Here is a 19,239-nt window from a genome sequence, read left to right as displayed (position 1 = left end):
CCGCCAGCGCGAGCCGATGCACACAAGGCGCAATAGCGCAGCCACAATAAACAAGCAGCCCGGCCATTGGCCGGGCTGCTTGCTATATGAGGTGCTGACGAGTGGACGCAGCGAGCAGGTGTGATTTAGCGGGGCTCACGCAGCAGATTGGTGAGGGCGCTCGGCAGCTCGGGATAGCTGAAGTGAAAACCGGCCTGTTGCAGCCTTGTTGGTATCACCTTTTGTCCGGTCAGCAGCAGATCTGCCGCTTCCCCCATCACCAGTTGCAACAGCGGCGCCGGGACGAAGAAGAGGTGTGGACGGTGCAGCGTGGTGGCAAGGGTCTGGCTGAACTCCCGGTTGCTGACCGGATGGGGCGCAGTGCCGTTGAAGATGCCGCTGCACTCTTCGTGATCCAGCAAGAACAGCATGGCGCGCACCAAATCCTGCACATGGATCCAGCTCATCATCTGGCTGCCTGATCCCATAGGGCCGCCGAGTCCGAGTCGGTAGGGGGGGAGCATTTTGGGCAGGGCGCCGCCATCCATGCCAAGCACCAGCCCGATCCGCACGATACAGACCCGGGTTTGGCGGCTCTGGGCCTCCTGCGCCAGGGTCTCCCACTGCTGGCAGAGCTGGTGGGTAAACTCGTCGTTGGGAGAGCGGCACTGCTCGTCGAGGGTTTCGGTGCCCTGTCTGCCATACCAGCCGATGGCGGAGGCGTTGATCAGCACCTTGGGCGGCGTGCTAGATAGCTTGATGAGATCCACCAGCTGCTCGGTCAACAGCCAGCGGCTATCGCAGAGCAGCTGTTTGCGCGACTCGCTCCAGCGTCCGGCGGCGATGGGTTCACCGGCCAGATTGATCACTGCGTCCACGTCATTGAGGTCATCAAGCCGGTCGAGGTTATCCAATACCTTGATATCGTGACCGAGCAGGGAGTAAGCACGGCTCCCCTGCCTGCTCAATACCACGACCTCGTGATTGACTTTGAGATGGGCAACCAGCTTGCGGCCGATAAAGCCGGTTCCTCCGGTAATAAGAATCTTCATCGCTGCATGCTCCTGCTGCCGTTTGCTCAACTTTAATGGTGTGGCTTCCCTTCAACAAGTGAGACGTGCTTCGGGAGTTTTCTGTTTGACGTTTGTTAACTCTATCCTCTTCTTACGACATATTGTTGAACAATAGTTTGAATTGATTGATTTTTGTTGTGTGGACATTTGTTGAACAATCGCTATTATGGCGACCCTTTTCGCCTGTCCACCGAGGCTGTCACCCATTATCCGAGCATCAAAGAGGCCGCCATGCCATTTCGCCGTTTGAAACTTCGCCAGCTTTACTCGAGGATTCTGTTGGCGCTGCTGATGGGGGGCGGGATCCTGCTGCTGGGGGTTATTGCCGTTATCTGGCAGACCGTGACGGAGACAGAGCGTGATGCCGATTCACGGTTGCAGCATGCCCGGATGATGTTTGATCGCTCCATCGGTCATGCCCGGCAGGCGGCCATCAATGTGGAGGGGATGCTTGGTCACTCCTGCAAGGAGGCGGCACAACTGCTGCGCGAGCAGGTGGCCACGGTGCCCGATGTCCGTTCCGCCAATCTGGCTGTCGGCAGCCACATCTACTGCACCTCGCTCTATGGTGACTACGATGGCCCCTTCAATCCCGACCGCTATGTGGATGGCAGGTTGCAACTGCTGCCTGGCAATGAGGTCACACCGGATCGCCCCTTGATCGTGCTGCGTCATGAAACTGACAAGGGGAGTGTGCTGATCGGTGTAGATGGCTACTACCTGCGCAATACCCTGGAGATCTCCAGCAAGAACTCCCCGATGGCTCTGGTGGTGGGGCAGAGGGCTCTGTTTGGCTCAGGTCAGGTCGGGGCGGCGCCCTCTCCGACAGAAGAGGGTTATATTGCCCTCGCTTCGGCCGATTTCCCCTATCAGGTCGTCACCCGGGTCACGGTGCATGACTACTGGAGCCACGCATGGCGATACTCCAGATATACCTTGATCCTCTCTCCGTTGCTGGCGCTGCTGATTGGATTCGGCACCTTCAGGCTGATGGGGCGTAGCAGCTCGCCAGCGGAGGAGCTAAAGCGGGCGTTGATCGAAGAGGAGTTTGTCCCCTACCTGCAGCCGGTGGTCTCCGGTGAGGATGAGCAGTGGCGTGGCTGTGAGGTGCTGATGCGCTGGCAGCATCCCAAGCAAGGGATGATCTCGCCGGATCGCTTTATTCCGCTGGCGGAAGATAGCGGGCTGATCGTGCCCATGACCAGCTTGTTGATGGCGCAGGTGCGCGATCACTTCTCCCCTTATGCCCGCAAGTTGCCGGCAAAGTTCCATTTTTGTTTCAATATCAGCGCCAAGCACTTTCAGGACCTTGACCTGTTGGCTGACTGCAAGGCCTTTCTCGACGCGTTTAAGGACAATCCCGTTGATTTGGGGCTGGAGCTGACTGAGCGTGAACTGCTGGTGGCTGATGAGACTACCGCTCAGATGTTTGCCGAATTGCGTAAACTGGGCGTGTTGATCTCTATCGATGACTTTGGCACCGGTCACTCCAGTCTCACCTATCTGCAACAGTTTCAGGTCGATGCACTCAAGATTGATCGGAGCTTTGTAGAGATGATCGGCACGGATGCACTCTCCAGCCATATCGTTGAAAACGTGATTGATCTGGCGAAGCGACTTGAATTGATCCTGATCGCGGAGGGGGTCGAGAAGCAGTCGCAGGCGGACTACCTGCGGGCGCGCCACGTTGACTATCTGCAAGGGTATCGTTACAGCCGCCCCATCCCGATGAAGCAGTTTTGCAAGACCCTGTTTGGCTGAACGGTTGAATGGGGAGCATAAAAAAACCAGCGATCGCCGCTGGTTTTTTGTTGGTACCGTTTGTCTGACGATCAGAGCATGCGCTGGAGGGCGCGAGCCAAGCGTTTGACCCCCTCCTCGATGGTTGCTTCATCGACGCAGGAGAAGCTCAGGCGCAGGGTGTTCTTGATCTCGGGGCGCACGTAGAAGGGTGCGCCGGGTACGAAGGCCACCTTCTCCTTGATCGCCTCGTCAAATAGCGCCATGGCACTGATGTGGGCTGGCAGGGTCAGCCAGAGGAACATGCCCCCTTCCGGTCGGGTGTAGCTGACACCGGGCGGGCAGTGACGGGCCAGCGCGGCCTCCATGGCGGCACGCTGGCGGCCATAGACCTCCTTGATCTTCTCCAAGTGAGCGTCGAGGGAGTTGTCGGTCAGGAAGCGGTGCAGTACCTGCTGGCTGAAGGCGTTGCTGTGCAGATCGGTCGCCTGCTTGGCGATGGTCACCTTCTTGCGCAGCCACTCCGGCATCACCATCCAGCCCAGACGGAAGGCGGGCACCACGGTTTTCGAGAAAGAGCCGAGCAGCACGGTATTGTTTGGCGCCAGCTTGGCAATCGGGGGGAGATGCTCGCCCTCGAAGCGCAGCTCGCCGTAGGGATCATCTTCCACCATCAACAGATCGTGGCGCACCAGTCGCTCGGCCAGTGCCTCGCGGTTGGCACGGCTATAAGAGACACCGCTCGGGTTCTGGAAGTTGGGCACGCCGTAGAGCAGCTTGGCACTGGATCCGCTTGCCAGCAGCGCATCCAGCGCCGCCAGATCCAGACCCTCTTCTTCAAGGGTGATCGGCTTGAAGGTGGGCTGGTAGACAGAAAAAGCCTGAATGGCACCAAGGTAACCCGGCTCTTCGATGATGAGATCCTGACCCTCGTCGATCAGCACCTTGCCCAGCAGATCCAGCGCCTGCTGGGAGCCGCTGGTGATCAGGATGTTGTCCGGATTGACCTGCATGCCGTGGCGGGCCAGATAGCGGTCGGCAATATATTGGCGCAGCGGGGCGAAGCCCTCGGTCGCCGCATATTGCAGGGCTGCAGCCCCTTGCTCGCGCAGCACATCCTGACAGGCCTGATCGATCGCCTTGACCGGAAACAGGTGGGGATTGGGCAGGCCACCGGCGAAGGAGATGATCTCCGGATTGGCGGCAACTTTGAGGATTTCACGGATAAAAGAAGGTTCAACCTTCTCGAAGCGCTGGGCAAAAAACGGCTGCATAGACAATTCTCTCGGCATGTGGGCGGTCGCTCCATTCGACCGCCAGGTTATCCGTTTGTATCAGATTTCAGAAATGAGGCAATGATTGTCACAAAAATCGCCAAAAAAGGGCTGGAACGACTCTACTGCGGATTATATTGGACGGTTAGTCGGTGTGGTGATGCCAGTGAGGGAGCAGGGAAGTGGATGGCCGGAATATTTGTTGCGCGAAACACTTGCGCCTTGGGCCTATCTTGGGATAATTCGCTCCCCTGTTTTCGCGGGTCGATGAAATGCCGAGCCGCGAGCGGTCCCGCTCGGGATCGGACACAAGATGTATTACCCGGATTGATGAAATAACGAGACCATTATGCCTGTGACCCAAGATGTATTTAACGAAGACGGCAAGTTCATGCGCAAGATCCGCAGCTTTGTCCGTCGCGAAGGCCGCCTGACCAAAGGGCAGGAGAAGGCCCTGGAAGAGCTTTGGCCGGTCATGGGCATCGATTTTGAGCCAAAGCAGCTCGATCTGGTCGCGCTGTTTGGCCGTGAAGCACCTGTGGTGCTGGAGATCGGCTTTGGCATGGGCGCCTCTCTGGTGGAGATGGCCAAGAATGCCCCCGAGAAGAACTTCATCGGCATTGAAGTGCACTCCCCGGGCGTGGGCGCCTGTCTGGGTACCGCTCAGGAAGCGGGCGTCACCAATCTGAAGGTGATCTGCCACGATGCGGTGGAAGTGCTGGAGCACATGATCCCGAACGGCTCACTCTCCTGCCTGCAGCTCTTCTTCCCGGATCCCTGGCACAAGAGCCGTCACCACAAGCGTCGCATCGTACAGCCTGCGTTTGCCCAGGACATTCGCCAGAAGCTGGCCATCGGTGGCGTGTTCCACATGGCGACCGACTGGGAAAACTATGCCGAGCACATGCTGGAAGTGATGAGCGCCGCCGAGGGTTACGAGAATACCTCTGCCACCGGTAACTGGGTGCCTCGTCCGGACTGGCGTCCGCTGACCAAATTTGAACAACGTGGCCACCGTCTCGGCCACGGGGTTTGGGATCTGATTTTCAAGCGTGTCAGCTAAGCTGGCACGTCAACACACCTAGCGTATCAACTAACTTGAGGAGCTATCATGGCCAATCGTAGCCGCCGCCTGCGCAAGAAACTGCGCGTCGATGAATTCCAGGAAATGGGTTTCGACATCAGTTTCAACTTCCCGGTCGGCACTGCCGAAGAGACCATCGATGCGGTAGTCGATGCGATGATCGATGAGGTTGTTGAACCCCGCAAACTGGCTTTTGCCGGCTCCGGTCACCTGGCCTGGGAAGGGATGATCTGCACCCAGCAACTGGGCAAGTGTACCGAAGAAGACCGCGCTGCCGTCAAATCCTGGCTGGAAGGCAAGGGGATGGAAGCCGTGGTCGTTACCGAACTGTTCGACCTCTGGTACGGTGAACCGGCCTGATACAAGGCTGCCGCATCTGGCGCCTTGTTGTGGGTAACTGAAAAATCCCGCCGCTGGCGGGATTTTTGTCAGTGGGGATGGGATCTCCACCGCTGTTTTAGTCATGGAATCGCTTATTGCTTATGGTGTTGTCATCCGAATTACTGGCCAGCATCCTTGAAGAGGTGCGCCCGTTGCTGGGACAAGGCAAGGTGGCCGACTACATTCCGGCACTGGCTCAGGTACCGGCCGATCGGCTTGGTATCGCAGTCTGTACCGTCGAGGGGGAGCTGTTCACCGCCGGTGACGCTTTTGAACCCTTCTCCATCCAGAGTATCTCCAAGGCCCTGAGCCTGACCCTGGCACTCACTCTCTATCAGGAGGAGGAGATCTGGGCCCGGGTTGGCAAGGAGCCCTCCGGCCAGCCCTTCAACTCGCTGGTTCAGCTCGAGTTCGAGCAGGGGATCCCCCGCAACCCCTTTATCAATGCCGGGGCGCTGGTGGTGAGCGATCTGCTGGAGACCCGCCTCACTGCGCCGCGTCAGCGTACCCTCGAGCTGGTGCGCCGCCTTTCCGGCAATCCGGCCATCATGGCGGATCAGGTGGTCGCCCGCTCCGAATATCAGCACTCTGCCCGCAATGCCGCCATCGCCTATCTGATGAAGGCCTATGGCAACTTCGAAAACGAAGTGGACAAGGTGCTGCAAAGCTACTTCAATGCCTGTGCCATTCGCATGAGCTGCGTCGATCTGGCGCGGGCATTCATCTATCTGGCCAACCGTGGTGTGCCACTGGGCGAGAGCGTGCCGCTGCTGCCCGCCCGCACCACCAAACAGGTCAACGCCCTGCTCGCCACCTGCGGTCTCTATGATGAGGCGGGCGATTTTGCCTATCGTGTCGGCATGCCGGGCAAATCGGGTGTCGGCGGCGGTATCATCGCCCTGATCCCGGGCGAGCTCTGCGTCTGTGTCTGGTCGCCCGAGCTCAACAAAGCCGGTAACTCGCTGGCGGGCACGGCAGCGCTGGAGCTGCTGGCCGAGCGGCTGGGTCGCTCCATTTTTTAACCTTGTTCACTATGAATCGAGAAATCACCATGAAACGACATCTTCGCTTCCTGCAGGCCGCGCTGGCGACCTTACTGCTCTGGTGTGCCCTGCCCGCCGTGGCAGGGGAGTTGCCACCGCTCTCGCTGGCCGATGCCAAGGCCAAACAGGCTGTCATCCTGGATACCCGCGCCAGCTACTTCTATCAGGGGTGGCCGATGGAAGGGGAGAAGCAGGGCGGTCATGTGGCGGGCGCCGAGAACCTCTCTGCCGAGTGGAAATACAGCGATGAAGAGTGGCCAAAGGCCCTCGAGATCAAGGGACTGAAGGCCGATCGTCCGGTTGCCCTCTACGGTGCGTCCCGCGAAGTGGCCGAGGTGGCCCGTCTGCTGCGCAAGCAGGGGATCAAGCAGCTGTTCGAGCTGCAAGGGTGGCAAGCCGCACCGCGCGAGTCGTTGGCACGCTGGCAGCAGCTGGTCTATCCGCGCTGGTTGGCGGATCTGCAAGAGGGCAAGCCGGTTGCCGCTGCGCCCAAGGGGGACTGGAAGCTGTTTGAAGTGGATTGGGGTTCACCCAAGGCCTACCTCATCAGCCACATCCCGGGGGCCGGTTATATCGATACCAACAGCCTCGAAGAGGAGCCGCTGTGGAACAAGGTCTCTGACGAAGCGCTCAAGAAGCTGCTGCTGGATAACGGCATCCGTCACGACACCACCGTCATCCTCTATGGTCGCAACACCATGGCGGCTGCCCGTGCCGCGCATCTGATGATGTATGCGGGGGTGGAAGATGTGCGCCTGCTGGACGGTGGTCTGGATGCCTGGTTTATCCAGCACCTGCGCACCGAAACCGGTCTGCCCAACAAATATGAGCCGGTGAAGGAGTTTGGCGTGGCCATTCCCGCTCACCCCGAGTACTACACCACGTTAAGTCAGGCGAAAGAGCTGCTCAAGCAGCCCGATAGCGCACTGGTCAGCGTGCGTACCTGGGACGAGTTTGTCGGCAACACCTCAGGTTATAGCTACATCAAGCCGAAGGGCGATATCCCGGGGGCCAAGTGGGGTCACGGTGGGGTGGATGCCAATAGCATGAGCGATTTCCACAACCCGGACGGCACCATGAAGCCGGCCCGCGAGATCCTCGCCATGTGGGAGCAGTGGAACATCGAGCCGACCCAGCAGGCGGCGTTCTACTGCGGTACCGGCTGGCGCGCCTCCGAGGCCTTCTTCTACGCCTGGCTGATGGACTGGAAACAGATCAGCGTCTACGACGGCGGTTGGTACGAGTGGAGTTCCGATCCCAAGAACCCGACCGTGACCGGTGAGCGCCAGCCTGCCAAGTCATGATTGCGCTCTTGCGCTGAAAAGAAGAGGCCGGACAGAGATGTCCGGCCTTTTTCATTGCGCTCGCCACCCGGCCAGATAGCGAGGCTAAGTCGCTGATTATTGACGGCGATCCCGCTTTGCTCATCCCGCCATCCCGTGCCGTGCTATTGAACTAGGCTTCAAGAAACATCCTCGTGGTGAGGATGATCGCAGAAGAGGCCGCAATGAAAAAACTGATGATGATCCTGGTGTGCGCCCTGGGGCTGGTGGCATGCAGCTCCCAATACATCATGAGCACCAAGGATGGCAAGATGATCACCACAGAGAGCAAACCCAAGCTGGACGAGAGCACCGGCATGTATCGCTATTACGATCATGAAGGGCGCGAGGTAATGATCAAGAAAGATGACGTGACCCAAATCATGGAGCGCTAAGCGCTCTCTTGCCGCAAGGGCCGCTATCTGCGGCTCTTCTCTTTTTGCCGAAAAGTCGCGCTGTTTTCTCTGTTTATCCCCGCACATTCGCAGCAAATTCAGCCGTGATACAGCTTCCGTTATGGTTTAACCCTTATCATCACACTCCATTTTTTATTGGAGGTGTTATGTCCTTGATGTCTATCTGGAATTCCCGTTTTTCTGCACGCAGCTTGCTGGGTGGTGCCTTGCTGGTGGTGGCGTCAGCCAGCCATGCCGGTGACGATCAGTTCACGCTGGGGCGGACTATTTTGCTGGGAGCCGGTGATCATGGTGCGACAATACCTTTGGTGGTTTGCCGTCAGACCAAATATATCAAGGTGAAGGCGGAGCGTGATTTGACCCTGGATCGGGTGGTGGTGACCTATGGTGGTGATCGTACCAAGACCATTCGTTTCGATCGGGAAATGAGCAGTGATAAAGAGACCGAGTGGAAATCACTGGGCTCGCGCCGTTGTGTGAAAAAAATCGAAGTGTACGGTAATTCAGAGCGCAGCAAAGCGGGCGTAAAAGTATTCGGCCGCAAATAATTGATGCGGTTTTTCTGCGCAGACAGATGAGTTAAAAATAATGGCGAGCCTTGGCTCGCCATTATTTTTTATGGTCGGGTTCGCTATTTTTTCGGCCGAAACGGCTTGATGACAGTTTCATCGCACTCGAGATACGGCCCTTCCATCAAATCGATACAGTAGGGGATGGCGGGGAAGACTGCATCCAGACATTCGCGGATTGATTTGGGCTTGCCTGGCAGATTGACGATCAGGGTATCGTCCCGCAGCCCGGCAGTCTGGCGCGATAGAATGGCAGTCGGCACAAACTTGAGGGATTCGGCCCGCATCAGCTCGCCAAAGCCAGGCATCATGCGATCACATACCGCCTCGGTCGCTTCCGGCGTGACATCCCGCTTGGCCGGACCGGTGCCGCCTGTGGTGACGATGAGACAACACTGCTCCTCATCCGCCAGCTGGATCAGGGTCGCTTCAATCAGCTCCTGCTCATCGGGGATCACCTGATAGACAGGTTCCCACTCCGAGGTCAGATAGGCGTTCAGGGTGTCGATGATGGCCTTGCCGGAGAGGTCTTCATAGATGCCCGCGCTGGCGCGATCGCTGACGGTGACGATACCGATTTTTGCCTTGCTCATGGTTTGCTCTTGAATGTCCGATAAAAGTGGCAATTAAAATAACATAATCAGTGAGATATGTTAAACCGTCAGGAGATGACGCGGGTCGGTGAGGGAAGAATAAAGTGTCGAATGAAGCAAAATAAGGCCACCCGGATTTTTATTTGCAATAAAAAACAGAAAATCACAACCTAAAATGTATAAGTGTTTTATCTCGCCTGAATTAAAAACAATCGCTTGTTTCCAAACACAATTAAAATAGATAGACACCCTCGTAGTGACCATTGTCCGGTTTAGTCGCCAGTGGATGGATTGAACCCTTTTTAGCCGCGTCGTATATACAGATTTATATGGCTGGGACGTGATGGTGTGGTACCGCAGTGTGTTGCCAGCAATAGTCGCCAAGGAGGGCATATGGAGTTGCCTGATTTTGACACCCTGAAGGAGTTGGCTGCGAGTGAGCCCTCCCGGCTGGATGCGATTCTGGAGCAGCAGATCGACCAGCTGATGGCCCGAGCGAGCCCCGATCAGCAGCGCCGTCTGCGCGGGTTGCAGTTCAAGATTGATGGTCAGCGCCGTCTGGCGAAAAACAATCTTGATAGCTGTATCCGGATTACCAACATGATGCGGGAATCTTTTTATTTGATGCGCAGCGAAATGAGCCAGTTCAGGGAAGAGGGGGACCCTCCGCCTGAAAGCGATGGCTGTGGTAAAATAATCCATCTGGCGGACTATCGACGTCGCAAATAATCTGCAATAGCCCTCTTGAATGATATTTCAGCCAAATCGGTGAGGCCATAATAAAGGGAGTTTCTGGCGACCTGATTGTTATGTTTTAATGCTAGTCGTAATGTATTTGTGATGTAACCTCTTTTCTCTTTCTTGTAATAACTAATTAGTCAGGTTGTGATAGGGGTGGATGAATAACAGTAAAAGTTAGGCTAATATGGCCGAAATTTTTATTGCTACGACTCGAAGGGATTATGAGAAGTATCACACCAAGACGGGTGTTGTCGCGGGAGCAACAGACAGAGATCACCCGCATTATCGTCAAGGTGGGTCAGATGTTGGCCCAGTTCGGGGCGGAGAGCCGGATCATCGAGCAGACCACGGTGCGGCTGGGGATGGCGCTGGGGCTGGAGAGTGTCGAAATGGCCATCTCTTCCAGTGCCATCGTGCTCACCAGTCTCTATCAGGGGGGTTGCGTCACCACTACCCGGCGGGTGCGCGAACATTGCATCAACATGCAGGTGGTGTGCGAGATCCAGCGGATCTGCATCATGGCGGAGAAAGAGCTGATCGGCGCCCGTGAAGTGCGTCAGCGCCTCGAGGCCATCGTCCCCTTTCACTATCACCCCTGGTTGGTGGTCCCCATGGTGGGGCTTTCCTGTGGTGCCTTTAGCCTGCTGTTTGGCGGTGACTGGCCCATCTTCCTGGTGACCTGTTTCTCGTCTGCCGTGGCGATGCGGATGCGCCAGCTGATGGCCCGCCATCACCATAGCCCGCTCATCAACTTTGCCGCCACCGGCTTTATCGCTACCTTGCTCTCCTCCAGCGCCACCTTCTTTAACTGGGGTGACCAGCCCTATCTCGCCATGGCGGCCAGCGTGCTGCTGCTGGTGCCGGGCTTTCCGCTGATCAATGCGGTCTCAGACATGGTGAAGGGCTACTTCAACATGGGGCTGGCCCGCTGGGGGACCGCGACCCTGCTGACCATCAGCGCCGCCATAGGTATCATTTTGGCCATGTCGGTCACGGGGATCTGGGGGTGGAAAGTATGATGGATTTGCTCTGGCTACTGGCCAAGGATGCCTTCTGGTCCTCCATTCCGGCGGTGGGGTTTGCCATGCTGTTCAACGTGCCGCCATGGATGCTGAAATATTGCGCCATGGGCGGCGCGCTGGCCCACAGCCTGCGTACCCTGCTGATCCACTATGGTATGCCCATCGAGTGGGCGACGTTGGCGGCGGCGACCACGGTCGGCTTTGTCTGCGTCTACTGGTCGCGCCGTCTGCTGGCGCCGCGTCCGGTGTTCAGCGTTGCTTCCATCATTCCGATGATCCCGGGCAGTTATGCGTTCAAGACCATGATTGCGGTGGTAGAGCTCAACATCAACGGCGTGACTATGGAGTTGATCCAGAGTGCGGTGGAGAACGGCCTCAAGGCGCTGTTTATCGTCGGTGCCCTCAGTTTCGGTTTGGCGATCCCCTCTCTGGTCGTGTACCGTAACCGCCCCATAATCTGACAGACGGTGAGAGGCCCCATGAAGATTTCCATGATTGCCGCCATGGCCCACGACAGGGTGATCGGCAAGGACAACCAGATGCCCTGGCATCTGCCTGCCGATCTGGCTCACTTCAAGCGTGTCACCCTCGGTAAACCGGTATTGATGGGGCGCAAAACCTTCGAATCCATCGGTCGACCGCTACCCGGACGGCGCAATTTGGTGATCAGCCGCAATCCCGACTATCAGGCCGAGGGCATTGAGGTGGTGGGCTCCGTCGAGGCGGCGCTGGCTCTTTTGGCAGGCAGCTTGGTGGAGGAGTTGATGGTGATCGGTGGCGGTCATCTCTATGCCGAGATGTTGCCGAGCGCGGATTGTCTCTACCTGACCCGCATCGATCTGGCGGTGGAGGGGGATACCCGCTTCCCCGCTTTTGACGATGGTCAGTGGCAACGCGTTGATTGCGAGAGCCACCCTGCCGATGAGAAGAACCCGCACCCCTATAGCTTCGAGACCTGGCAGCGCCGCTGACGGATGAATGCTAATGGGCAAATAACAACAAGGGCATCTTCGGATGCCCTTGTTGTTCTGTTGGGTTTTCAAGATGGAATTAGATGCCTGAGCCGTCGTTCTCGCCATTTTCCTCGTGCAAACCGCACTCGCGCTTGAGGCCGAAGAAGCGGGTCTGCTCCTCGCTCATGCCCGGTTCCCACTTGGCGGTGGTGTGGACATCGCCCACCGAGAGATAACCCTGCTCCCACAGCGGGTGGTAGGGGAGGTCGAACTCCTTGAAGTAGTAGAAGACATCCTTGTTGCTCCAGTCGATCACCGGCAGGAACTTGAAGCGGCCGCGCTGGATGCCCAGCACCGGCAGCTTGCCACGGCTGCCGGACTGCTCCCTGCGCAGGCCGGAGAACCAGGTCTGGGCCCCCAGCTCACGCAGGGCGCGGTCCATCGGCTCCACCTTGTTGAGCTGGTTGTAGCGGGTGATCCCCTCCACCCCCTGCTCCCACAGGAGGCCAAATCGCGCCTCCTGCCAGGCTGGGCTGAGCTCGGCCCGATAGATCTTGAGATTTAGCGCGAGGCGCTCGGTCAGCTCGTCGATAAAGCGGTAGGTCTCCGGGAACAGATAACCGGTATCGGTCAGCACCACCGGCACATCGGCCCGCTCGCGGCTCACCAGATGGAGCATCAGCGCCGCCTGAATGCCGAAGCTGGATGAGAGCACATGCTCCCCCGGCAGATTTGCCAGGGCCCAGCGCACCCGCTCGGGGGCACTCATGGTATCCAGCTCCCGGTTGAGGGGCGCCAGCGCCTCGACTTGCTCCTCACGGCCGAGGGCCAGCAGTGCCTGTAGGTCAAGACTGCCATCTTCAGTGACATTAAGCGGCAGATTAAGCGGCATAGAAATCCCTCGCAGAATCGATAACGGGGGCAATCACCCCAACTCGGATCACGAAGTCGCCGAAGCACTCACCTTGATTGCGCTCTTTGGCCCAGCGGCCGATCAACGCGTCCAGTTCGGCCAGGATCTGCGGCTCGGTGATGTTCTCGAGATGCAGGCGCGGAATGCGGGTGCCTTCTAGGTTGCCCCCCAGATGCAGGTTGTAGCGGCCGGGCGCCTTGCCCACCAGACCCACTTCCGCCAGCATGGCGCGGCCGCAGCCGTTGGGGCAACCGGTGACCCGGAAGATGATGGCGTCATCCGCCAGCCCATGTTTGGTTAGCAAGCCCTCGATGTCGGTGACAAATGCCGGCAGCATGCGCTCGGCCTCGGCCATCGCCAGCGGGCAGGTGGGCAGGGCCACACAAGCCATGGACTGCTTGCGCTGCTCGCTCACGCCGTCATCCAGCAGGCCGTATTGGCGCGCCAGTCCTTCGATGCGGGCCTTCTCGCTGGCAGGCACCCCTGCGATGATCAGGTTCTGGTTGGCGGTCAGGCGAAAATCCCCCTGATGCACCTTGGCGATCTCCAGCATGCCGGTTTTGAGCGGCTTGCCCGGGAAGTCAAGCAAGCGGCCATTCTCGATAAACAGGGTGAGGTGGTGCTTGCCGTCGATCCCCTCGACCCAACCGAAGCGATCGCCACGGCTGGTGAACTCATAGGGGCGAACCGGTCCGAACTGGATGCCGGCGCGGCTCTCCACCTCGGCCTTGAACGCTTCGACGCCGACACGCTCTAGGGTGTACTTGGTCTTGGCGTTCTTGCGGTTTACCCGGTTGCCCCAGTCGCGCTGGGTGCTGACCACGGCGGCCGCCACCTCCAGCACGTGAGAGAGCGGAATAAAGCCAAAATCGCTCGCCTTGCGCGGGTAGGTGCTGGTGTCGCCGTGGGTCATGGCCAGGCCGCCGCCCACCAGCACGTTGAAGCCCACCAGCTTGCCGTGTTCGGCAATGGCCACGAAGTTGAGATCGTTGGCGTGGATATCCACGTCGTTGTGAGGCGGGATCACCACGGTCGTCTTGAATTTGCGCGGCAGGTAGTTGGAACCCAGGATCGGCTCCTCATCCTGCCCCAGTTTTTCACCGTCCAGCCAGATTTCCACGTAGGCGCGGGTCTTGGGCAGCAGGTGCTCGGAGATCTTCTTGGCCCACTCGTAGGCCTCCTGATGCAGCTCGGACTCCACCGGGTTGCTGGTGCAGAGCACGTTGCGGTTCACATCGCCGGCGGTGGCGATGGAATCGATGCCGGTGCTGTTGAGGGTCTGGTGCATCAGCTTGATGTCGCGCTTCAATACCCCGTGGAACTGGAAGGTCTGACGGGTGGTCAGGCGGATGCTGCCGTAGAGGCTGTGCTCTTCGGCGAACTTGTCGATGATCTGCCACTGGGCCGGGGTGATGATCCCACCCGGCAGGCGGGCACGCAGCATGACGTTGTGCAGCGGCTCCAGCTTCTGGGCAGCGCGCTCCGGGCGGATGTCGCGGTCATCCTGCTGATACATGCCGTGAAAGCGGATCAGCTGGAAGTTGTCGCCGTTAAAGCCGCCGGTGAGCGGGTCCTGCAGATCTTGCTCTATGGTGCCGCGCAGGAAGTTGCTCTCGCGCTTGAGGCGCTCGTTGTCGGCCAGCGGCCCTTCGACCGGTCCCGCTTTTGGGTGAGAAAGAGGTTGTTTGCTCATCAATAGACATCCCTTTGATAACGTTTGGCACGACGCAATTCGCTCAAATACTCTTCTGCTTCCTCACGGCTCTTGTGACCGTGTTCAGCAATTACATCCAGCAGGGCCTCCTGCACATCTTTGGCCATCTTGTTGGCGTCACCACACACATAGAAGTGAGCGCCTGCTTCCAGCCACTGGTAGAGCTCAAGCCCTGCCTCGCGCAGGCGGTCCTGCACATAGATCTTGTTGGTCTGATCCCGGCTGAAGGCTAGCGAGATCTTCGACAGCAGCCCAGATTTCACATAACGCTGCCACTCCACCTGATAGAGGAAATCCTGGGTAAAGTGGGGGTTGCCGAAGAAGAGCCAGTTCTTGCCCTCGGCCCCCTGCGCTTCCCGCTCCTGCATAAAGGCGCGGAACGGGGCGATGCCGGTGCCCGGGCCCACCATGATGACGGGGGTGTCGGGATTGGCGGGCAGGCGGAAGTTGTCGTTGTGCTCGACGAATACCCGCACCTCGCCATCCTCAATCAGCCGATCCGCCAGATAGGAGGAGGCTGCGCCGCTGCGCACTGTGCCATCTTCCTGCGGGTAGCGCACCACGCCGACGGTCAGGTGCACCTCCTCTTCCACCTCGCTCTGGGCGGAGGCGATGGAGTAGAGGCGCGGGGTGAGGGGACGTAGCAACCCGATCAGCTGCTCGGCCGTGAGGGCGGTCGGGAAGCGTTTCAGCACATCCACCACCTGAGCGGAGGCCACCAGTGCATTGACCTGGGCCTTGTCACCGGCCAAGTCTTTCAGCGCCGCGTTGTCCGATATGTCAGCGAGTCCTGTGATAAAGCTGCCGTGCAGCCGGGTCAGTTCGAAGTGACCGGTCAGGGCGGCGCGCAAGGTGCCGTGGGCCGTGGCTTCATCGCCGGAGAGGCCGGTCAGGGCCAGCACTTCGCCCACCAGTTCGGCGTCATTGTCGAACCAGACACCGAGGGCATCCCCCGGCTGATAGGCGAGTCCGGAGGACTCGAGGCTGATCTCGATATGGCGGATATCCTTGGTGGAATCCCGGCCAGTGATCTTCTGATTGACCGACAGGCGGGCAGGGAAGGGATTCTCCTTGCTGTACTGGCTGTGGCCAACCGCCTGCTGCACCGCACTTGCCACGCTGCGGCTGGCCGCTCCGGTAGAGAGGGTCGTGGCAATGGCGTTGAGCGCCTGTTCGCTCCACGCCTTGGCGGCATCCTGATAATCCACATCGAGGCTGGCGAGCTCATAAATGCGCTCGGCCCCAGCGGTGGCGAGGAAGTTGTCAAAATCTTTCCCGGTCTGGCAGAAAAATTCGTAGGAGCTGTCACCCAGCCCCAGTACCGCGAACTTGAGGCCGTCCAGCTTGCCAATCTTGCCTTTTTTAAGCTGCTCGAACAGGTCGACGGCGCTCTCCGGCGGTTCACCCTCCCCGTAAGTGCTCACTACCACCAGCAGGTGGCTCTCTTTCTTGAGCTGCTTGGGTTTGTAGTCGGCCATCGACGCTAGGGTGACGGGGAGGCCGCGGGCCTCTGCCTGCGCCTTGATGGCAGTGGCGACACTTTTGGCGTTGCCGGTCTGGGAGCCGTAGAGAATGGTCAGGCTGCCGCTGGGCGCAGCCACGGCGGCGCTGACTGCAACGCTCTGCTGACCGCTCTGGGAGAGGCCGTAGAGATATCCGCTCACCCAAGCCAGTTGCTGGGTATTGAGGGTCGAGAGTACCTGACCCAGCTGACGTTGCTGCTCGTCAGAGAGGGGGAGAGGTTGAATGGGGAATCCTTCAATTGCATCACACGCGTCTTCCATGGTCTGATTTTTGGCCAGATTAAAGGGCGTGTTGGATAACAACAAAGAATAAAAATGTCTTCTTTATTCTATTAATGCATTAAAGGGGCAGAGGTACGCCTGTTCCCGCAGCAAAAGAGGGGCGTGGTATAAAGAGCGTTAAATGAAAGCCACTTGATAACACAGGAAGTGCCATGTCGAATATCCGATTGTTTCATGTCAATGCGTTCAGTCAGCAGCCCCTTGGTGGCAATCCCGCGGTGGTCGTATTGGGAGCAGCCCTGCCTGATGCCAGCCAGTTGGCGATGGCGGCCGAGTTCAACCTCTCCGAGACAGCCTTCTGGTACAACTTGGCAGGGCCCATTATCAGTTGCGCTGGTTCACGCCGAAAGTCGAGGTTGATCTCTACGGTCATGGCACCTTGGCGGCTGCTCATGTGTTGTGGCAGACAGGCGCGGTAGCTGCACACGAGACTATCCGCTTCGAGACCCGTAGTGGTGAGCTGCTGGCCCGGCGCGAAGGGGAGTGGATTTGGCTCGATTTTCCGCGTATCGCGTTGACGCCACTGACGCTGGATCCCGCCTATGCTGCCGCGCTTGGTTGCCAGCCACGACAGACCTTGGCGGTCGGGGCCAAGTTCTTGCTGGAACTGACAAGTGAAGAGGAGATCCGTTCGCTTTCGCCTGATTTTCATGCTCTGCGTGCTTTGCCGGGACGGGGGGTGATAGTGACGGCGCCCTCAAACGACCCGAACCATGACTTTGTCTCCCGCTATTTCGCCCCTTGGGTGGGCGTCGATGAGGATCCGGTTACTGGTTCCAACCACTGCGCTCTGGTGCCCTTCTGGGCCGAACGGCTTGGTAAACGGCAACTGCGGGCCCGTCAGATTTCGGCCCGTGGTGGTGAGTTGCGGCTTGAACTGCAGGAGGCGCGGGTACTGATGGCCGGTCAGGCCGTCACCTTGTGGCAGGGAGAGTGGCTGCTACCGCCAGCCTCATAAGCGGTAAGCATTCGTCAATTGTTGTGAGCATTATAAAAAAACGCCCCGCAGTCGCGGGGCGTTTTTATTGGCTATCACGCTCGGGATTGACCCAAGGGATTTAGCTGGCTTCTGCGGGCCTTACTTCTGCGGACGCAGGGCAGGGAACAGAATGACGTCACGGATGGTGTGGCTGTTGGTGAACAGCATGACCAGACGGTCGATACCGATACCCTGACCGGCAGTCGGCGGCAGGCCGTGTTCCAGTGCGGTGACGAAGTCGGCGTCGTAGAACATGGCTTCGTCGTCGCCAGCTTCTTTCTGATCAACCTGATCCTGGAAGCGCTTGGCCTGGTCTTCTGCATCGTTCAGCTCGGAGAAGCCGTTGGCCAGCTCGCGGCCACCGATGAAGAATTCGAAGCGGTCGGTCACGTCCGGGTTCACGTCGTTGCGGCGGGCCAGCGGAGAAACTGCAGCCGGGTACTCGGTGATGAAGGTCGGTTGCAGCAGCATGTGCTCCACGGTCTCTTCGAAGATCGCGGTGATCACGTGGCCCAGCTCCCAGCCCTTCATCAGCTCGATGTGCAGACGCTTGGCAACGGCCTTGGCGCTCTCGAGGGTAGCCAGATCGTCCAGGGTCACATCCGGGTTGAACTTCAGGATGGACTCGACCATGGTGAGGCGCTGGAACGGCTGACCGAAATCGATGGTCAGGCCCTCTTCGCCCTCTTTGGCGTAACGGATCTTGGTGTCACCCAGAATGTCCTGCGCCAGGGTGCGCAGCAGCTCTTCGGTCAGGTCCATCAGATCGATGTAGTCGGCGTAGGCCATGTAGAACTCGATCATGGTGAACTCGGGGTTGTGACGCACCGAGATACCTTCGTTACGGAAGTTGCGGTTGATCTCGTAGACACGCTCGAAACCACCGACCACCAGACGCTTCAGATAGAGCTCCGGAGCGATACGCAGGTACATGTCGATGTCCAGCGCATTGTGGTGAGTGACGAACGGACGCGCGGAGGCACCACCCGGGATGACTTGCATCATCGGGGTTTCCACTTCCATGAAGCGCTTTTCGTTGAAGAACTTGCGGATACCGGCAACCACCTGGGTGCGGATCATGAAGGTCTTGCGGGACTCTTCGTTGGCGATCAGATCCAGGTAGCGCTGGCGGCAGCGAGCTTCCTGGTCGGTCAGGCCTTTGTGCTTCTCGGGCAGCGGACGCAGCGCCTTGGTCAGCAGGCGGATATCGGAAACGTGAACGGAGAGCTCACCGGTCTGGGTCTTGAACAGGGTACCTTCGACACCCACGATGTCGCCCAGATCCCACTTCTTGAACTGCTCGTTGTAGAAACCTTCCGGCAGGTCGTCACGGGTGACGTAGACCTGGATCTTGCCGGCCATGTCCTGCAGGGTGGCGAAAGAAGCCTTGCCCATGATCCGGCGGGTCATGATGCGACCGGCAATCTTCACCCGTTTACCCAGGCTCGTCAGCTCCTCGGCGCTTTTGTCGTCGAACTCTGCGTGCAGATCGCCAGAGAGGCTGTCGCGACGGAAGTCGTTGGGGAAAGGATTACCCTGGGCGCGCAGGGCGGCCAGCTTGGAACGACGCTCGGTCATCTCGTTGTTAAGTTCGAGAGTTTGGTCGACTTCCGGAGTGATGGTTTGTTCAGACATGGT

The 19,239-nt window shown here is 58.7% G+C and carries 17 protein-coding genes and 2 pseudogenes; 12 read left to right on the top strand and 7 right to left on the bottom strand.

Annotation, left to right across the window (positions count from 1 at the left end; all coding sequences use genetic code 11):
• Nucleotides 1-125: 125 nt before the first annotated feature.
• The gene (locus ACTG2J_RS16355; protein ID WP_113739656.1) at nt 126-1,031 is read right to left on the bottom strand and encodes a TIGR01777 family oxidoreductase; all 906 of its coding nucleotides are present in this window, start codon (nt 1,029-1,031) and stop codon (nt 126-128) included.
• A gap of 252 nt (nt 1,032-1,283) precedes the next feature.
• Here ACTG2J_RS16355 and ACTG2J_RS16350 point away from each other — a divergent pair, with 252 nt between their 5' ends.
• Complete coding sequence (locus tag ACTG2J_RS16350) at nt 1,284-2,813, top strand: EAL domain-containing protein (protein WP_439997670.1); 1,530 nt, start codon at nt 1,284-1,286, stop codon at nt 2,811-2,813.
• 71 nt (nt 2,814-2,884) lie between these two features.
• Here the strand turns inward: ACTG2J_RS16350 and ACTG2J_RS16345 are convergent, their stop codons facing one another.
• A complete protein-coding gene (locus ACTG2J_RS16345) occupies nt 2,885-4,066 on the bottom strand; it encodes an aminotransferase-like domain-containing protein (protein WP_270819285.1) in 1,182 nt (393 codons plus the stop codon).
• Between the two features lie 349 nt (nt 4,067-4,415).
• On the opposite strand from ACTG2J_RS16345, the gene trmB reads away from it, so the two are divergent.
• The 6 genes from trmB to ACTG2J_RS16315 all read left to right on the top strand — a co-directional run bounded on the left by trmB (nt 4,416) and on the right by ACTG2J_RS16315 (nt 8,860).
• The gene (gene trmB, locus ACTG2J_RS16340) at nt 4,416-5,129 is read left to right on the top strand and encodes a tRNA (guanosine(46)-N7)-methyltransferase TrmB (RefSeq protein WP_005335228.1); all 714 of its coding nucleotides are present in this window, start codon (nt 4,416-4,418) and stop codon (nt 5,127-5,129) included.
• A gap of 48 nt (nt 5,130-5,177) precedes the next feature.
• Nucleotides 5,178-5,510, top strand: coding sequence for a YggL family protein (locus tag ACTG2J_RS16335; RefSeq protein WP_005348158.1), 333 nt, complete (start codon nt 5,178-5,180; stop codon nt 5,508-5,510).
• A 122-nt stretch (nt 5,511-5,632) separates the two neighbouring features.
• Nucleotides 5,633-6,553 (top strand): glutaminase B, encoded by a 921-nt coding sequence (gene glsB / locus ACTG2J_RS16330; protein ID WP_005348151.1) that lies wholly within the window; start codon nt 5,633-5,635, stop codon nt 6,551-6,553.
• A 29-nt stretch (nt 6,554-6,582) separates the two neighbouring features.
• On the top strand, nt 6,583-7,878 hold the full coding sequence (locus tag ACTG2J_RS16325; RefSeq protein ID WP_040066781.1) for a sulfurtransferase: 1,296 nt from the start codon (nt 6,583-6,585) through the stop codon (nt 7,876-7,878).
• Nucleotides 7,879-8,081: 203 nt separating this feature from the next.
• A complete protein-coding gene (locus ACTG2J_RS16320) occupies nt 8,082-8,291 on the top strand; it encodes a YgdI/YgdR family lipoprotein (RefSeq protein ID WP_005335219.1) in 210 nt (69 codons plus the stop codon).
• A gap of 167 nt (nt 8,292-8,458) precedes the next feature.
• Entirely contained in the window at nt 8,459-8,860 is a 402-nt protein-coding gene (locus tag ACTG2J_RS16315) for a DUF2541 family protein (RefSeq protein ID WP_005335217.1), read from the top strand.
• Between the two features lie 83 nt (nt 8,861-8,943).
• Here ACTG2J_RS16315 and mog read toward each other — a convergent pair whose 3' ends face one another.
• A complete protein-coding gene (gene mog, locus ACTG2J_RS16310) occupies nt 8,944-9,474 on the bottom strand; it encodes a molybdopterin adenylyltransferase (RefSeq protein WP_021229718.1) in 531 nt (176 codons plus the stop codon).
• A gap of 393 nt (nt 9,475-9,867) precedes the next feature.
• Here mog and ACTG2J_RS16305 point away from each other — a divergent pair, with 393 nt between their 5' ends.
• The 4 genes from ACTG2J_RS16305 to folA all read left to right on the top strand — a co-directional run bounded on the left by ACTG2J_RS16305 (nt 9,868) and on the right by folA (nt 12,208).
• A complete protein-coding gene (locus tag ACTG2J_RS16305) occupies nt 9,868-10,203 on the top strand; it encodes a DUF3135 domain-containing protein (protein ID WP_040066785.1) in 336 nt (111 codons plus the stop codon).
• 233 nt (nt 10,204-10,436) lie between these two features.
• Entirely contained in the window at nt 10,437-11,234 is a 798-nt protein-coding gene (locus tag ACTG2J_RS16300; RefSeq protein WP_439997669.1) for a threonine/serine exporter family protein, read from the top strand.
• Complete coding sequence (locus ACTG2J_RS16295) at nt 11,231-11,698, top strand: threonine/serine exporter family protein (protein ID WP_439989360.1); 468 nt, start codon at nt 11,231-11,233, stop codon at nt 11,696-11,698. The genes ACTG2J_RS16300 and ACTG2J_RS16295 overlap by 4 nt, the downstream gene beginning before the upstream one ends.
• An 18-nt stretch (nt 11,699-11,716) precedes the next feature.
• A complete protein-coding gene (gene folA / locus ACTG2J_RS16290; RefSeq protein ID WP_236316865.1) occupies nt 11,717-12,208 on the top strand; it encodes a type 3 dihydrofolate reductase in 492 nt (163 codons plus the stop codon).
• 79 nt (nt 12,209-12,287) lie between these two features.
• Here the strand turns inward: folA and ACTG2J_RS16285 are convergent, their stop codons facing one another.
• The 3 genes and pseudogenes from ACTG2J_RS16285 to ACTG2J_RS16275 form a co-directional block, all read right to left on the bottom strand.
• Entirely contained in the window at nt 12,288-13,082 is a 795-nt protein-coding gene (locus ACTG2J_RS16285) for a phosphoadenylyl-sulfate reductase (protein ID WP_201972889.1), read from the bottom strand.
• Nucleotides 13,072-14,796 (bottom strand): assimilatory sulfite reductase (NADPH) hemoprotein subunit, encoded by a 1,725-nt coding sequence (cysI, locus tag ACTG2J_RS16280; RefSeq protein WP_439989361.1) that lies wholly within the window; start codon nt 14,794-14,796, stop codon nt 13,072-13,074. The genes ACTG2J_RS16285 and cysI overlap by 11 nt, the downstream gene beginning before the upstream one ends.
• Nucleotides 14,796-16,585 (bottom strand): annotated as a pseudogene (locus tag ACTG2J_RS16275) (assimilatory sulfite reductase (NADPH) flavoprotein subunit). Before ACTG2J_RS16275 ends, cysI begins: the two are co-directional and overlap by 1 nt.
• Before the next feature lie 189 nt (nt 16,586-16,774).
• Here ACTG2J_RS16275 and ACTG2J_RS16270 point away from each other — a divergent pair.
• A pseudogene (locus tag ACTG2J_RS16270) lies at nt 16,775-17,580 on the top strand (PhzF family phenazine biosynthesis protein).
• A gap of 120 nt (nt 17,581-17,700) precedes the next feature.
• Here the strand turns inward: ACTG2J_RS16270 and lysS are convergent.
• On the bottom strand, nt 17,701-19,236 hold the full coding sequence (lysS, locus tag ACTG2J_RS16265; protein ID WP_005335201.1) for a lysine--tRNA ligase: 1,536 nt from the start codon (nt 19,234-19,236) through the stop codon (nt 17,701-17,703).
• Between the last annotated feature and the right edge of the window lie 3 nt (nt 19,237-19,239).

It is taken from the genome of Aeromonas sp. 6P (genome assembly GCF_051919525.1).
Classification (GTDB): domain Bacteria; phylum Pseudomonadota; class Gammaproteobacteria; order Enterobacterales; family Aeromonadaceae; genus Aeromonas; species Aeromonas veronii.
Note: the sequence above shows the minus strand (reverse complement) of the source record. Positions and strands in the feature narration are given on the sequence as shown.